14 protein-coding genes are annotated in these 15,878 nt (G+C 67.0%); 8 read left to right on the plus strand and 6 right to left on the minus strand.

Annotation, left to right across the window (positions count from 1 at the left end; translation table 11 throughout):
* Positions 1-197: 197 nt before the first annotated feature.
* Entirely contained in the window at positions 198-2,030 is a 1,833-nt protein-coding gene (gene smrA, locus ACVOME_RS08570) for a multidrug efflux ABC transporter SmrA (RefSeq protein ID WP_128990033.1), read from the plus strand.
* Positions 2,031-2,130: 100 nt separating this feature from the next.
* Here the strand turns inward: smrA and ACVOME_RS08575 are convergent, their stop codons facing one another.
* A complete protein-coding gene (locus ACVOME_RS08575; RefSeq protein ID WP_481504981.1) occupies positions 2,131-3,939 on the minus strand; it encodes a DUF885 domain-containing protein in 1,809 nt (602 codons plus the stop codon).
* A gap of 112 nt (positions 3,940-4,051) precedes the next feature.
* Between ACVOME_RS08575 and ACVOME_RS08580 the strand changes: the two genes are divergently transcribed.
* Both ACVOME_RS08580 and ACVOME_RS08585 read left to right on the plus strand, forming a co-directional pair.
* Positions 4,052-4,408 (plus strand): GFA family protein, encoded by a 357-nt coding sequence (locus ACVOME_RS08580; protein ID WP_053518787.1) that lies wholly within the window; start codon positions 4,052-4,054, stop codon positions 4,406-4,408.
* 32 nt (positions 4,409-4,440) lie between these two features.
* A complete protein-coding gene (locus ACVOME_RS08585; RefSeq protein ID WP_481504992.1) occupies positions 4,441-5,208 on the plus strand; it encodes a DUF4349 domain-containing protein in 768 nt (255 codons plus the stop codon).
* Positions 5,209-5,241: 33 nt separating this feature from the next.
* On the opposite strand, the gene ACVOME_RS08590 is transcribed toward ACVOME_RS08585, so the two are convergent.
* Both ACVOME_RS08590 and ACVOME_RS08595 read right to left on the minus strand, forming a co-directional pair.
* Positions 5,242-5,535, minus strand: coding sequence for a hypothetical protein (locus ACVOME_RS08590; protein WP_053518791.1), 294 nt, complete (start codon positions 5,533-5,535; stop codon positions 5,242-5,244).
* Positions 5,536-5,606: 71 nt separating this feature from the next.
* Positions 5,607-6,551, minus strand: a complete 945-nt coding sequence (locus tag ACVOME_RS08595) for a LysR substrate-binding domain-containing protein (protein ID WP_053518793.1) — start codon at positions 6,549-6,551, stop codon at positions 5,607-5,609.
* 115 nt (positions 6,552-6,666) lie between these two features.
* On the opposite strand from ACVOME_RS08595, the gene ACVOME_RS08600 reads away from it, so the two are divergent.
* Positions 6,667-7,539, plus strand: coding sequence for a DMT family transporter (locus ACVOME_RS08600; protein WP_065174688.1), 873 nt, complete (start codon positions 6,667-6,669; stop codon positions 7,537-7,539).
* A 574-nt stretch (positions 7,540-8,113) separates the two neighbouring features.
* Here the strand turns inward: ACVOME_RS08600 and ACVOME_RS08605 are convergent.
* Entirely contained in the window at positions 8,114-9,016 is a 903-nt protein-coding gene (locus ACVOME_RS08605) for a peptidylprolyl isomerase (protein WP_180875676.1), read from the minus strand.
* Between the two features lie 136 nt (positions 9,017-9,152).
* Here ACVOME_RS08605 and ACVOME_RS08610 point away from each other — a divergent pair, with 136 nt between their 5' ends.
* Complete coding sequence (locus ACVOME_RS08610; RefSeq protein WP_053519902.1) at positions 9,153-9,518, plus strand: PadR family transcriptional regulator; 366 nt, start codon at positions 9,153-9,155, stop codon at positions 9,516-9,518.
* The gene (locus ACVOME_RS08615; RefSeq protein ID WP_481504982.1) at positions 9,515-10,504 is read left to right on the plus strand and encodes a sensor domain-containing protein; all 990 of its coding nucleotides are present in this window, start codon (positions 9,515-9,517) and stop codon (positions 10,502-10,504) included. Before ACVOME_RS08610 ends, ACVOME_RS08615 begins: the two co-directional genes overlap by 4 nt.
* A gap of 112 nt (positions 10,505-10,616) precedes the next feature.
* Here ACVOME_RS08615 and ACVOME_RS08620 read toward each other — a convergent pair whose 3' ends face one another.
* Positions 10,617-11,921 (minus strand): polyhydroxyalkanoate depolymerase, encoded by a 1,305-nt coding sequence (locus ACVOME_RS08620; protein ID WP_053519900.1) that lies wholly within the window; start codon positions 11,919-11,921, stop codon positions 10,617-10,619.
* A gap of 93 nt (positions 11,922-12,014) precedes the next feature.
* On the minus strand, positions 12,015-12,605 hold the full coding sequence (locus ACVOME_RS08625; protein WP_414488206.1) for a class I SAM-dependent DNA methyltransferase: 591 nt from the start codon (positions 12,603-12,605) through the stop codon (positions 12,015-12,017).
* A gap of 144 nt (positions 12,606-12,749) precedes the next feature.
* Here ACVOME_RS08625 and ACVOME_RS08630 point away from each other — a divergent pair, with 144 nt between their 5' ends.
* Complete coding sequence (locus ACVOME_RS08630) at positions 12,750-13,205, plus strand: CopD family protein (RefSeq protein ID WP_065181382.1); 456 nt, start codon at positions 12,750-12,752, stop codon at positions 13,203-13,205.
* Positions 13,206-13,435: 230 nt separating this feature from the next.
* Positions 13,436-15,832, plus strand: a complete 2,397-nt coding sequence (locus ACVOME_RS08635) for an autotransporter family protein (RefSeq protein ID WP_481504983.1) — start codon at positions 13,436-13,438, stop codon at positions 15,830-15,832.
* Positions 15,833-15,878 lie beyond the last annotated feature (46 nt).

Here is a 15,878-nt window from a genome sequence, read left to right on the forward strand (position 1 = left end):
CCCCCCCCCCCCCCCGCCGCCCCCCGCCCCCCCCGCCCCCCCGCCCCGGCGCGGCTCCCCCCCCCCCCCCCGCCCCCGGGCGCCGGGGGGCCCCCCCCCGGCGAACACGGGCCGGCGCTACCGGCACCGCGCATCGTCGGTTGGCGTACACATCCGGCATGGGATACTCCGTCGGTTGCAAGAGGCGAGGGAATGCGATGTTCCGTTGGTTTGAATCCCTGATTCCGGTGTTCCCGCCCGTGGACGGGCGCATGCCGCCGCGCAGGGTGCTGCCGTTCTACCTGCACTACCTCCGGCCGGTGTGGCCGGTGCTGTTGGCCACGCTGATCGCTGGCCTGCTGCTGGCGCTGGTGGAAGTGGCGATGTTCGATTACCTGGGCCGCATCGTCGACATGGTCGCCGAGCAGCCCGGTGCCGGCTTTTTCAAACGTCACGCCAATGAGCTGGGCTGGATGCTGTTCATCACCGTGATCGCGCGCCCGGTGCTGGTCGGCCTGCACAACCTGCTGGTCAACCAGGCCATCGTGCCAGGCCTGAGCAATCGTTCGCGCTGGTTGATGCACAACTACGTGGTACGTCAGAGCCTGAGCTTCTTCCAGAACGACTTCGCAGGCAGCGTCGCCAACCGGGTGATGCAGACCGGCACGTCGCTGCGCGAATCCGCTGTGCAGATGGTCGACTCGCTCTGGTACATCGTGGTCTATACCGGCACCGCGCTGTATCTGTTCGCACAGGCCGACTGGCGATTGATGATGCCGTTGCTGCTGTGGCTGATTGCCTATGCAGTGATCATGGTCTACTTCGTGCCGCGCGCGAAGGAGCGGGCATGGATCGCCTCGGAAGCACGCTCCAAGGCGATGGGTCGCATCGTCGATGGCTACACCAACATTCCTACGCTGAAGCTGTTCGCCCATGGCGGCCGCGAGCAGGCCTACGTGGCCGAGTCGATCCAGGAGCTGGCGGTCAAGCACCGCGCGCAGACCCGGGTGACGACCGGCATGGACCTGGCCATCGCCATCGTCAACGGCTTCCTGATCGCCGGGACCTGTGGCCTGGCACTGTGGCTGTGGAACGGTGGCCACATCACCGTCGGCGCGATCACCTTGGCGACGGGCCTGGTCATCCGCATCCACAACATGTCGGGCTGGATCATGTGGACCATCAACGGCATCTTCGAGGACATCGGTACGGTGCAGGACGGCATCACCACCATCGCCCAGCCGCTGACCGTGCAGGACCGTGAGGACGCCGTGCCGCTGCAGGTCACCCAGGGCGGCGTGCACTTCCAGGATGTCCATTTCCACTACGGCAAGAAGGGCGGCGTGATCGCCGGCCTTGACCTGGTGGTGAAGCCGGGCGAGAAGATCGGCCTGGTCGGGCCCTCCGGTGCCGGCAAGTCGACCCTGGTCAATGTGCTGCTGCGGCTGTATGACCTGGAAAGCGGCCGCATCCTGATCGACGGCCAGGACATCGCGCATGTCACACAGGAGAGCCTGCGCCAACAGATCGGCGTGGTGACCCAGGACACCTCGCTGCTGCACCGCTCGATCCGCGACAACCTGCTGTACGGGCGCCCGGATGCCACCGATGATCAGTTGCGTGCTGCGGTCGCCAAGGCGCGTGCGGAAGCGTTCATCGACACGCTGGTGGACGGGCAGGGGCGCCGTGGCTACGACGCACATGTCGGCGAGCGTGGGGTGAAGCTGTCCGGCGGCCAGCGCCAGCGAATCGCCATTGCCCGCGTGCTGCTGAAGGACGCGCCGATCCTGGTGCTGGACGAGGCGACGTCGGCGCTGGATTCGGAAGTGGAAGCCGCGATCCAGGACAGCCTGGACGAATTGATGGGAGGCAAGACGGTGATCGCGATCGCGCATCGGCTGTCGACCATCGCGCGCATGGACCGTCTGGTGGTCATGGACCAGGGCCGGATCGTGGAAACCGGCAGCCATGCCGAGCTGATCGCGGCCGGTGGTCTGTATGCGCGGCTGTGGGCACGGCAGACCGGCGGGTTCGTGGCGGCCGACCAGTAGCCGTTTCGGCTGCGGCCGTTCCGCGCAGGGCGTGGATGCGGCGCAAAGAAGAACGGCCCGGTTGCCCGGGCCGTTCATCATCCACATCCAGCGCAGCCGCTTACTCGATCGGCTGATCCAGCATCAGCTGGCGGGCGAAGCGCACCGGCGGTGCGCCGTAGGACAGCATCTGGTCGTGGTAGGCCTTCAGGTTGAACGTGTCGCCCAGCTTGTCCTGCATCGCCTTGCGGGTGTCGAAGTGCTCCTGCGCGCCCACGAAGTAGGTCGGCAGCTGCGCCGAGGTCAGCTGCGCGCGCACCCACTTGCCGGCCGCTTCGCTCTCCTGCTGGAACGCGTCGTGGGTCATCAGGTGCATCGCCTTCTCGCGATCCCAGTTGTCCACGTGCACGCCCTGGTCGAGGATGGCGTTGGAGATCGTGCGCAGGTAGAACTTCAGCTGCACCAGGTGGAACAGCGGATCGTTGTCGAGGTAACCCTGCTCCTGCATCATGCGCTCGGTGTAGACCGCCCAGCCTTCGGCGAACAGGCCCGACCGCAGTACTGCGCGCAGGGTGGAGGGGAACTTGGCCGAATGCCAGCCTTCCAGGTAATGGCCCGGCGTGCCTTCATGGATGCTCAGCAGGTGGATCATGCGCGAGTTGTACTCACGCAGGAAGGAATCGACCTGCTTGTCGTTCCAGTCGTCGGGAATCGGCGACACCGCGTAGAAGGTCTTCAGGTTCTTGTCCAGCGGGCCCGGCGAATCGCAGTAGGCCACGGCCACGCCACGCTGGAATTCCGGCATCAGGATGATGTCCACCGGCGCATCCGGCAGCGTCATCAGGTCGTGCTCGCGCACGAACGCGGTGGACTGGTCCAGCGCGGCCTTGGCGTCGTCGACCACCTTGTCACGTGCCGGCTTGTCGGCGTAGGCCAGTTCCAGCGCGGCCTCGATGGCCTTCTGCTGCTGCTCGTCGGTCGGCTGCGCCGGCATCTCCGGCGCGCCCGGCTTGTCCTTCAGCACCGTCTGCGCGATGCCGTACATGTCTTCGCGCACGCGCTTGAGCTCGGCACGCGCGCGCTCACCGATCTCCTGCCGCGACAGCGAAGAACTGAGGGCGAACTTGAGCTTCTGGTCGTACTTCTCCGCACCGATGCGGAAATCACCCTTCGCGTTCGGCACGAGGGTCTTGTCCAGCCAGGTCTGCTGCTCGTCCACGGCCTTCTTCAGGCCATCGATGGCGGCCTGCAGGCGCTGCTGGTCGGCCTGCGGCAGTTCGCCGATATGCGGGGTGATGAAGGTATCGACGATGCTGAGAATGCCCTTGTTCTGCTTGGCCACCGTCTCGGCATGGATCTTCGGCACACGCGCCGGATCGAGGTTCTCGCGGGCCTGGGCGAAGATCGCCGGCAGCTTTTCCATGCGCGCGGTGGCCGACTTCAGCCGTTCCGGCAGCGGCGCGAACTCGCGTGCCATCAGGCCGTAGATCGCGCTGCCGGCGATGCCGTTGTACAGCTGCGGATCCCACTTGCCGGACTGCAGCACTTCGGCGTTCCAGATTTCCGACTGCAGCTGGTTGCGCAGGATGGCGGCATCGACCTGGTTCTCCCGGCCCAGCTTGGCCACGTCGATCCTGTCCAGCTCGCCCAGCAATGCCTTGTAGGCGGCGACAGTCTTCTGCTGGCCGGCCGCACTCAGGTCGTCGATCTCGCTGTCGTAGCGGTGGTCGCCGATCTGGGTGGCGCTGACCGGGGACAACTGCATCCAGGTGTCCAGGGCGCGCTTGGACAGTTCGGCAAAGGCCGCATCGGCTGCCGCGTCACCGGCCTGCTGGCTGGCGGCGGAGGTGGAACCGGCGGTCGGGGCGTCGGCCTGCTGGCAGCCGGCGAGGGCGGCGACCAGGGCGAGGGCAAGAAGATGCGGGCGCATCGGCATTCCTGTACGGGGTCAAACCCCGAGCATAGGCCGCCAGGGCTGCTTTGTCCCCGTGCCATAGGATTACCATTGGCACCTACACGGACCCGCCAGCGGAGAAAAGGACATGGAATACCAGGGAAGCTGCCATTGCGGCAGGATCGCATTCACGGTGCAGGCCGAGGCCCCGATCAGCGACGTCATCGACTGCAACTGCTCGATGTGCCGCCGCCGCGGCAGCCTGCTGTGGTTTGCGCCACGCGAGGCATTCCAGCTGCAGACCGATCCAGCCGATGTGGCCACCTACCAGTTCAACAGGCACCACATCGACCACCACCATTGCCGCGAGTGCGGCACTGCACCGTACAGCGAGGCCGTGGATCCGCGCAGCGGTGCGGCCATGGTGGCGGTCAACGTACGCTGCCTGCCGCAGGTCGACCTGGCCGGCCTGTCGGTGACCTCCTACGACGGAGCCGCAGCGTGACGGTCCGGCATGGATGGGGGGGCGCTTTGACCGTGCCGGCACTCGTGCTGGCCCTGGCGGCCTGCGCGAAGGTGGAGCACGCGGCCGGCGCCGGTGGTGCCGCAGCCGAAGCCGAAGCCGTAGCGTCGCCCGAAGGCGCCTTCCTGGCCTATGAACACGACGTGCAGGTGCAGCTGGACGCGGAAACGATCGCGCCGCGCATCCAGCAGGTCGCGCAGGCCTGCCAGAGTGCGAAGTTCGGCGACTGTGCGGTGCTGCAGGTGGACCAGCGCAGTGGCGATTCACCCAGCGGCGAGGTCCGGGTGCGCATCGCGCCGAAGGGCGTGGAGCCCCTGATCGGCCTGGCGGGCGAGGGCGGCACACTGCAGTCGCGCACCACCCGCGCCGAGGATCTTGCACAGCAGGTGGCCGATACCGCGTTGACCAAGGCACGGTTGGAGAAGGAACACGCACGCCTGCTCGCCTACCAGGACCGTGGCGGTCTGAAGATCGAGGATCTGCTGGCGATCAGCACGCGCCTGTCGGAGATCGAGGCGGGGGTGGAGCAGGCCAGCAAGGACGCCGCGCAGCAGCGTCGCCGCATCGATACGCAGCTGCTGACGCTGCACTTCGGTACCACCTCCGGCGAGCGCGGCCGCAGCGAGATCGGCGATGCGCTGAGCGAGTCGGGCAGCATCCTCAGTACCAGTATCGCCTTCCTGATCCGTGCGGCGGCTGCATTGCTGCCGGTCGCGGTACTGGCATTGATCGCAGGATGGGGTGTGAGGGCGGGGTTGCGTCGCCGCCGTCGGACGCCGTAACGCGCGGGTTCGCCGGGCCACGCCCGGCGATGCTCAGCCTTCGTCGGTCTCGTATTCGACGAACACGTCCAGCTCCAGCGCAAGCTCCTGCACCGCGTCACGAACCTTCTGCGCGGTGCTTTCGTTGCCCACCTCCACCTCCAGTTCGTGGATGCCCGGACCGATGTCATCGGACAGTCCTGCCGAACTGGAGTCATCGTCGTCCATGTGTGGCATCAGATCGTCGGTTTCCTCGACATGTTCGATGCCTTCCAGGCCCAGCAGCAGGTCGCTGATCGCACGGGCGTCGTCTTCGGTTCCAGTAATGCGCATTCGCAGCAGGGCCATGGCAGATGCAGGTCGTTGTGGAGGTATCCGCAGCGTAGCCAGCGATGGGCAAAGACCGGGTGAGGGCCTGGTCAGCCGGGCGTGGGCGCGCGGCCGAGCAGACTGTCGGGCAGTGCCGGGATCGGTGTGCGGTCGTCCTGTGCCTGGGCCAGCAGCCAATCGATGAACAGGCGTGCGGCCGGGCTGGGCGGCTGGCCTTCGGCATGCACCACGTAATACGCATAGCGGGCCTTCAGGGCGGGCCCAGGCAGCCGCACCACCTCGTAGCGCTGCAGGTAGGGTTGGGCGATGTGGGTGCGCGCCAGCACCGCGCCCATGCCATACACCGCGGCCCGCATCGCATCGGTGCTGTCGGCGAAGGTGTGCATCGGCGGCAGCGGCGAGGGCGGACGTACGCCCGCATGGCGGAACCAGTCGCGCCAGCCCTGCGGCGAGAGATCGGTCAGCAGCGGCAGCTCGGCGATGCGCGCCGGATCGTGCAGGGCTTCCACGCCCGGCAGCGCCGGCGAGGCGACCGGGAACAGGCTGTCGTCCATCAGGTGTTGCGCGTGCAGCCCCGGCCACTGGCCCAGGCCATAGCGGATGCCCACCTCCGGTCCGTTGTCGTCGTAGCGGTCCAGGCCGCTGCCGGTGTGCAATTCCACCCGGATGTGCGGATGCGCCTGGGTGAAGCGCGGCAGGCGTGGCAGCAGCCAGCAGTACGACAGCGAGCGCAGGGTGGTGATGCGCAGCGGCACGCTGTCCGCATCCGGATGCAGATTGTGGGCGACGGCGGCGACATCGGTGAACGCCGCACTGGCGGCGTCGGCCAGCTGCCGGCCTTCGGCGGTCAGCCGCACGCCGCGGGCATGGCGCAGGAACAGGCGGGTTTCCAGCACCTCTTCCAGGCGGCGGACATGGTGGCTGACCGCGCTGGCGGTCAGGTGCAGTTCCTGCGCGGCCTGGGCGAAGTTCTGGTGGCGCGCGGCGACCGCGAACACGGCCAGGGCAGGGAGCAGGGAAGGGCGTAGCTGCATGTCCAGCCTCAAACCATATTTGTGGCTGGCAGCGATACTACGCGCTTGTGCGGCGGGCGTCTGCGTCTGATCCTGTTGTACCAACCGAGGAGTGGATGATGGACGGAGGCAGGGCATGAATGCGGTCCCACAGGCGGCCGAGCGCGACTGGCGCACGCCGCTGGAGTTGACCCTGCTGGGCGCCATCTGGGGGTGCTCGTTCCTGTTCATGCGGGTGGCGGTGCCATCGTTCGGCCCGTTCGCCCTGGTCGAGGTGCGTCTGCTGCTGGGGGCACTGGTACTGCTGCCGTTCCTGTGGCGCGCGCGGGCGCAGTTCCCGCCGCGGCGCTGGCTGTGGCTGGCGCCGATCGGCCTGGTCAACTCGGCGTTGCCGTTCGTGCTGTTCGCCTACGCCGCCGAGCACGCACCGGCGGCGATCGGTGCGATCTGCAATGCGATGACGGTCCTGTTCGCCGCGCTCATCGCCTTCCTGTTCTTCGGCGAGAAGATCGGTGTGCGTCGCGCGGGTGCGTTGCTGGTCGGCTTTGCCGGCGTGGTGGTGCTGGCGACGGCCAAGGTCTCGGGCCTGGGCATCGGCACGGCCGTGCTGGCCGGCGCCGCGGCATCGCTGCTGTACGGACTGGGGGTGAACCTGGTGAAGCGGCACATGGCGGGCCTGCCGTCTGCTGCCGCGGCGGCGGCGACGCTGTCCTGCGCCTCGCTGTGGATGCTGCCGATGGCGGTGAGCCATTGGCCGCAGGCCGCGATTCCGCTCAAGGCGTGGGGCGCGGCGATTGCCTTGGGCGTGGCCTGCACCGGGCTGGCGTTCCTGATGTTCTACCGTCTGATCGGCCGCATCGGCCCGTCGCGTGCATCCACGGTGACCTACCTGATTCCGCTGTTCGGTGCGGCGTTCGCGTGGCTGTTCCTGGGTGAGCCGGTGACGCTGCAGATGCTGATTGCGGGTGCGTTGATTCTGGGTAGCGTGGCGGTGAGTCAGAAGGGCTGAGCGGTTTCGCGCGTGACGCGTGCTGAAGGTGCTTCACTGTTCATGGGCGTTACTTTTCTTTGTACGCAAAGAAAAGTAACCAAAAGAAACGTTCCGCCGACCGCGAGCCGATGCGCGTTGCGCATCGGTACCCTGCGCTCCTCGGCCCGTCGAGGGACGGCGCGGGAACTCGCTGCGCTCAGACACCCGCGCCTCTTCGCCCTCGCCGGACCTGCGGTGCTCGGCTCGCTCAAGGCGGACCCAAGATCAAAGGCAAAAGCGGTCGCTTCGCTCGCCGGGCCCGGCCCGGCACTACCAAACATCGTCGTGCAGCTGTGGCTCTTGACCTTGAGTCCGCCTTGAGCGAGCCGAGCATCGCAGGGGAATCAGGGGCGAAGAGGTGCCGATGTCTGAGCGCAGCGAGTTCGGCACCGTCCCCTGATTCACCGAGAAGCGCAAGGGACCGACGTGCGAAGCACGGCCGCTCGCGACCTGGCGGCGCGTTTCTTTTGGTTACTTTTCTTTTCGCGCGAAAAGAAAAGTAACGCCCATGAACAGTGAAGCACCTTCAGCACGCGTCACGTGCAGGAACCCATCACCGCACCGGCACCGGAACATTGCACAGATCGATATGCCCAGCCGGACGCTTGTAGAAATCATCCACGCGATTGCGTCGCGCCTCCACCGTATCGGCGAAAGTCTTTGAATCAGTACGCAACACCTGGATCGGCGTGCGTTCGGCGGCCGTCACGTCGCTGGCACGGCGGATCGAAATGATTGGCGTGCGCAGCTTCGGGTCTTCATAGAAGCCCATCGGCGCCGGGCCGCGCGGGATCGCGCTGAGCAGTTCCATGCCCTTCAGGACGCGACCGACCAGGGTGATGTTGCGGTCCAGCTGACGTGGCGACTGCCCGGTCACCACGTACAGTTCGGCACCGATGCTGCTGTCCTCGTCGTTGTTGCGACCGGCCCCCAGCATGCCGTAGCAGTGCGCCAGCCAGGCCTTGCCGGCCTGCGGATCCTGTCCGACCGGGAAGCCATCGACGAAACCGGTCTGCGCCGCCCAGCCATCGCGGTCCGGCAGCACGCTCACCTTCAGGCCGGCGCTGGCACGCTCGAACTCGGCCGGCAGCTTGCGCGCGGCACTGCCGAACGGCCTGGCCTTGGCCGGGTCATCGGCGTCGGCATCGCCGAACTGCACGACGAAGTTGTCCTGGGAACGGTAGATGCTGGTGCCGTCCCAGAAGTGCTCGTGGGCGAACGTCTGGATGTTGGCGACATGGCGTGGTGCGAACTGGGGCGCCAGTTCGATGATCACCCGGCCGGCAGGCAGATCCATGTACAGCAGGTTGGCCGGGTCGGGGGTGCGCCAATCGCTGGCGGCCGAGGCGTCAAGGATCTGCTGCGGGCTGCGGTAGGGCGTCGCTGCGCTGGCCAGCGAGGGCAACAGGCAGGCCAGGGCGAGGGCGGTCAGGGCAAGGCGACGACGGTGCGGCATGGAAACCCCGGAACATGAACGAGCCCTCGATTCTGCGCGAGCCGCAGGGCCACGCCAACCGGCAGGATGACTAACGACACATTCGCTATACCGAACTTCGCACTACTGTGGACTTCAACGTAGTGGAGGGCCGGGCATGTCGGAAGACGACATCCACCTGAAGAAGTTCCAGAAGGAGCTCAGCGCCGGAACCGTGTCGCTGGCCCTGCTGGCGGTGCTGGCCCGTACCGGCGAGCCGCTGTACGGGTACCTCATCGCCAAGGAGCTGGAGCGCGTGGGCGAGGGCGTGCTGAGTGGCAAGCAGAGCGCGCTGTACCCGGTGCTGCGCAACCTGGAGAACGGCGGCCTGCTGGAGAGCCATGTCGAGCCCTCCAGCAGCGGGCCGCCCCGGCGCTACTACCGCATCAATGACCGTGGCCGCGAAGTGCTGGCGCAGTGGCGCCAGGCCTGGCAGGCCACCCGTGATTCCGTCGATTCCGTGTTGGAGGGGGTACCGCAATGAACGACCCGAGCCTGGCAGGCCGCGCCCTGCCGACCACCATCCCGCAGTACCTGGCGCAACTGCGCGAGGCGCTGCAGGGCGCCGATCCGGCGATGGTGCAGGACGCGCTGTATGACGCCGAGGAATACCTGCGTTCCGAGCTGGCCGCCCAGCCCGGTCGCAGCGAGGCGGAGGTGATTGCCGATGTGGCCGGCAGCTACGGTGCGCCGGATGAAGTGGCGGAGATCTACCGCGAAACGGAAGTCACCGTGAACCGCGCATTGCGCACGCCGCGCGCCGACACCGCGCCGGTGCTGCGTGTGGCAGCCGAGGCCAGTGGTGTGGAACCGGCCGCAGCACCGCCGGTGCCGCGGCCGCGCTCGCTGCTGTCGCGCTTCTTTGGCGTGGTGGCCGATCCGCACACCTATGGCGCGCTGTTCTACATGCTGCTGTCGCTGGCCACCGGCATCTTCTTCTTCACCTGGGTGGTGACCGGCCTGTCGCTGTCGCTCGGCCTGCTGATCCTGATCATCGGCGTGCCGTTGACCGTGCTGTTCTTCGGTTCGGTGCGCGGGCTGGCACTGCTGGAGGGGCGCCTGGTCGAGGCGCTGCTGGGCGAGCGCATGCCGCGGCGGCCGCGCTATACCGACCGCAGCCGCAGTTGGCTGCAGCGTATCGGCGACATGTTCACGGACGGCCGCACCTGGCTGACCCTGTTGTACTTCGTGCTGATGCTGCCCTTGGGCATCGTCTACTTCACCATCGCGGTGACGCTGCTGTCGCTGTCGCTGGGACTGATCTGGGCGCCGGTGGCAGCGATCTTCAGCGGGGAAATCCCGGGCGTATACGTTGATGGCGTGAACGTGCTGCCGATGGCTGCCTCGCCGCTGGTCGGGATCGTGGTCGCCGCGGCGGGTGCCCTGCTGCTGCTGCTGACGCTGCACCTGGCACGCGGCATCGGCAAGCTGCATGGCCTGATCGCCAAGAACCTGCTGGTGCGCTTGTAAGCAGCAAGGGGGTCAGGGCCCTGTTCGCAGAACAGGGCTCTGACTCCGTTCGAGCGGGGTGCCGGGGTCAGAGCCCTTTCTGTTGGAAAGGGATCCGACCCCCGGCGCAGGGTCAGCCCGCCTTGCGGCGCAGCGGGGTGACGTTGCTCTTCTTCTTCGCTTTTGCCGCTGGCGCTTCTGCGTGCGCCGCGAAGAAGTCGCGTACCTTCGGGTACACCACCTCGCGCCAGCGGCGGCCGCTGAAGATGCCGTAATGGCCGGCGCCTTCGACGATGAAATGCTCGCGGCGCTCGGCCGGGATGCCCGTACACAGCGCCTGCGCAGCTTCGGTCTGGCCGAGGCCCGCGATATCGTCCAGTTCGCCTTCGATGCTCAGCAGCGCGGTATCGCGGATCGCCGAAGGGTCGACCTTTTCGCCGTTGACCACCCACTCTCCGCGCGGCAGCAGGAAGTCCTGGAAGACCACGCGGATGGTATCCAGGTAGTACCTGGCAGGCATGTCCAGCACCGCGTTGTACTCATCATAGAAGCGGCGGTGCGCGTCGGCGTCTTCCAGATCGCCCTTGACCAGGTCGGCGTAGAAGTCCCAGTGCGAGCTGAAATGGCGGCTGGGATTCATCGACAGGAAGCCGGCGTGCTGCAGGAAGCCCGGGTACACGCGACGGCCTGCGCCGGGGTAGCCGGCCGGCACGCTGTGGATGACGTTGTTCTCGAACCAGGACAGCGGGTTCTGGGTCGCCAGATTGTTCACCGCGGTGGGGCTGCAGCGTGCGTCGATCGGACCGCCCATCATCACCAGCGTGCGCGGGGTGGGCTCGCCACGGCTGGCCATCAGTGATACCGCGGCCAGCACCGGTACGGTCGGCTGGCACACGCTGACCACGTGCAGGCGCTCGACGCCAAGGTGGCGGATGAACTCCTGGATGTAGGCGATGTAGTCGTCCAGGCCGAAATCACCTTCGCTGGCCGCAACCATGCGCGCATCGACCCAGTCGGTGACGTAGACACGATGGTCGCGCAGCAGCGTGCGCACGGTATCGCGCAGCAGCGTGGCGTGATGGCCGGACAGCGGCGCCACCACCAGCACGAAGGGCTGGTTGAGCATGGTGTGCAGCTGGTCGGCTTCGTTGCTGTGACGCTTGAAGCGCAGCAGCTTGCAGAACGGCTTGCTCACTTCCTCGTGCACGACGATCGGCACGCGCTCGCCTTCGACCTCGATTTCGTTGATGCCCCACTCGGGCTTCTCGTAATCCTTGCCGATGCGATGGAACAGTTCGTTGACCGCCGCCAGGCGTTCGGCACCCGGCATCTGCGACCACCAGTGGCCGGGATTGGCGAAGAACTTGGCGTTGGCCTGGGCCTGGTGCACCCAGGGGGCGAGCAGGTTGCGGGTCAGTTCGTGCAGTTGATAGAGCATGACGACCGAATATGTATGGTCATATGTTGCCGCGCAGCATATCCCATCCGGGTGTCCCGCAGGTTAAGTTGGCTGAAAATAATGAATCCGGATTCACATCCGTTCCAGCGCGGCCGCATCGCCTGCCAGGGCGGGGCCGAGCCAGCAGTGCGACCCTGCCGGCTGCAGGCCGTGCCGGGCCAGCGTCCGGCGATACCAGCCTGCCGGGCGGGCCTGGAAGCCCTCATGGTCGCCCTCGAATGCGTCCTCCGCGGCGAAGGTCTCCAGGAAGGCGATGCCGCCGGTCAGCTCGGCCACGCCGGCCAGGCCGGCGCGCAGCTCGCGGTCGGGCACGTAGTGCATCACGTCCGAGCAGACCAGCAGGTCCACCGGCGCACACGGCCGCAGCCAGGCAAAGTCGCCGAAGCGGGCCAGATGCAGGTTCCGGGTCCGGCCATAGCGACGCACAGCGTACTCGCTGCTGTCGAAGCCCAGATACTCGACCTTCGGACGCAGTTTCCGCAGCGGCGCGCGCCAGGCCCCCTCGCCGCAGCCGATGTCCAGCACGCTGCGGATCGGCCGCTCCAGGTAGTACTCGGCAGTGGCCACCGCCAATGCCACCTTGCGGGCGAGGCGGGCGCTGCCGCCGATGTCGGCCCGGCGGTACCAGCGCTGGAAGTAGGCGGCGTCGTAGGTCTTGTCCACGCAGAAGGAGGTTTCGTTGAAAACGGTGCCTATCGTACGGCGTTGCCGCTCGCCGTGCGTCGATCGGTCGCGCCGACCGCAGCCGGTACACCGGCTCGCCATGCGAGAATGGCCGCCACCTACGCCAGCCGCTGGAGCGAGCGCATGCAGAGCTACTACTGGGTCAAGACCTTCCACATCGTGTTCGTGGTGGCGTGGATGGCGACGGTGTTCTATCTGCCGCGCATCCTGGTGAACCTGGCCGAGGCGGCGGGACAATCCGCGGTGGTCGAGCGCCTGCAGCTGATGGGCCTGCGTCTGTACCGTTTCGGCCACTCGATGTTCGGCCTGGCCTTCGTCCTGGGACTGGTGTTGTGGTTGGGCTACCGGGTCATTCCGGACTTCCCGACGATGGTCGCGCCGGGCGGTGCCGGCTGGCTGCATGCCAAGCTCGGCCTGGTGGTGCTGCTGCTGGTCTACTTCGGCTGGACCGGCCGCCTGCTCAAGGGCGTCGCCAAGGGCCGGCCTCTGCCGTCCTCGCGCGCGCTGCGCTGGATCAACGAGATCCCGCTGCTGGCCTTCATTCCGATCGTCTGGCTGGTGCTGGCCAAACCCTTCTGAGCCGGCGCACATCGCGCACCTCCAGATGAATCGCCGCGTAACCTGACGAGCGGCGCGGCGCGCCTTGCAACAAATTGCATGGGCCCCGCCCGTGCGTCTCCAGATACTGCGCGCCTTCGACACAGCGGCTGCCTGCAACAGTCCCGCCATTGCTCCGCGTGGGCATGGATGGGAATGCCAGGTACTGCACGCACGCTGTGCCGCTCACGTGTCCCCTCTGGAGATCCATCATGAAACATGCCCATCGTTCCGCCGCAGGCGGGCGTTCCCTTGCCCTGCGTCCGCTCTCGCAATGCCTGCTGCTGGCACTGGCCCTGCCGTTGGCCCAGCACGCTTCTGCCGGCTATCTCAACGACGAGGACTACGACGTCGTGCAGGGGGACCCGACCGAGGCATGGCAGCTGACCAATGGGGCCAACCTGACGGTGACCGACGCGTCCACTTACGGCATCAATGCGACCTACGGCTCCAACGTCGTGCTCACGCGTGCGGATGTGCTGGTCCGCAATGCCAATCAGAACATTCACGTGCAATCGGGTTCCAGCCTGATCGCGCGCAACAGCCGCATCGACCTGGGCATGACCCAGTTCAACATCTCGGTTGATTCGTCGGCACGCCTCTACAACACGCGGATCGATTCCATCGGTGGTGCCATCGCCTTGTTCCCGGAATTCCGCGGTGGACAGGGCGACGTGTACCTTCTGATGGACAACTCCCACCTGGATGTAGCGCACCGCGACAGCACGGGTTGGAACCATAACGTCGGTCTGGCGATGGGTGCCGGGCGGGCTGACATTGTCAACGGTTCGACGATCCGGGCCAGCCGCAACGGTGCCGTCATGTACTTCGAATATCGGGGTGCGGACAACCTGGTATTGAACGTCGACAATTCCACCCTGGAGTCGCAGACCGGCCCGGCGATCTGGGTCAATCCCGATGTCGACTGGGGCAGTCCCGATGCCGACGTCGACGGCGAATCCGCCGAGATCAACATCCGCAACGGTGCGCGCCTGATTGCCGGCGATGGCACGCTGCTGCTGGTCAAGCATGGCGAGGAGGGGCAGGTCGGCAACGTTGCTGTGCGCTTCAACGTGGAGAACGCGGCGCTGACCGGCGACATCATTGCCGATCGCACCTCCTACACGGGCCAGCTGGATGTCTCGCTGCGCAACCGCGCCACGCTGATCGGCCGCATCGTCGATGCGAGCTCGGTGGCGGTGGGGGAGCAGAGCACCTGGCAGCTGACCGGCGACAGCAGTGTCGGCCGTCTGCAGCTGGATGCGGGCAGCATGGTCAAGCTGGGCGACGGCGCGGGCGGCTTCAACACGCTGTCCCTGGACGAGTTCGTCGGTAACGGCGGCACGCTGGTATTCAACACGGTGCTTGGCGAGGACGACTCGCAGACCGACCGCCTGGTGATCGCCGGTGATGCGACCGGGCAGGCCAATGTGCGGGTGCTCAACGCCGGCGGCCAGGGCGCGCAGACCGACAAGGGCATCGAGCTGATCGAGATCAACGGCGCGTCCGACGCCCAGTTCGACCTGGTCGGCCGTGCGGTCGGCGGGCAGTACGAGTACTTCCTGTTCAAGGATGAGGCCGACGGCAACTGGTACCTGCGTTCGGAACTGCCGGTGACGCCGCCGGATCCCTGTGACCTGGATCCGTCGCTGCCCGACTGCGACCCGACCGGTCCGATCAATCCGGATCCGAAGCCGGTGCTGCGCCCGGAGACCGGCGCGTACCTGGCCAACCAGTACGCCGCAGGGCAGTTGTTCCGCCTGCAGCGCAGTGATCGCGACGGCAATGCGGCCGTTGCCGAGGGTGTGCACGGGTGGGCACGCGTGGACAGCCAGCAGGCGCGCCTGGGGGCCATGCAGGAGCAGCTGGATCTGCGCACGCAGCGCCATGTGGTGCAGGTGGGCGCAGACGTGGGGCTGTTCGATGAAGGGCGTGGCCGCCTGGGCGTGATGCTCGGTAGTGGGCGTGCTGACAGCACCAGCACCTCGGCGCTGACCGGCTTTGCGGCACGCGGCAAGGTCGCCGGCGTGGCCGCAGGGGTGTACGGCAGCTGGAACACTGGTCGTGCCTATGTGGACAGCTGGGTGCAGCACGGCCGCTTCAACAACCGGGTGGAAGGCGATGGCCTGGCCGCGGAGCGCTACGACAGCGACCTGTGGCAGGGTTCGCTGGAGGCGGGTTACCGCTTCGGCGTCGGCACGCTGGGCGACAGCAGGGTCAGCCTGCAGCCGGAGCTGCAGCTGGTCTACACCAACGTCAGCACGGATCGACATACCGAGCAGAACGGCACCGTGGTGCGTGGCCTGGGCGAAAGTGGCCTGTCCGGCCGCCTCGGCCTGCGCCTGGAAGCGGAATCGACCGGCACGCATGGCGCCGTGGTGACCCCGTACCTGACCGCCAACTGGTATCGCGACGCCCGCACGGGTGGCATGGCGTTCGATGACGTGGCCATGGACAGCGACGCGCCGCGCAACCGCTACGCGCTGGGTGCAGGCGCGCGGGTGGAATTCACCAAGGGCTGGACGGGCTGGGGCGGTCTGGACGTGAGCCGCGGTGACTCCGGCTACCGCGAAGTCAGCGCCACGCTGGGCATGTCCTACAACTGGTAAGCAGATCGGCGTACGGCGGGCCCGTACGCGCAGGAACAGGGACGTA

It is taken from the genome of Stenotrophomonas sp. STEN008, assembly GCF_056760435.1.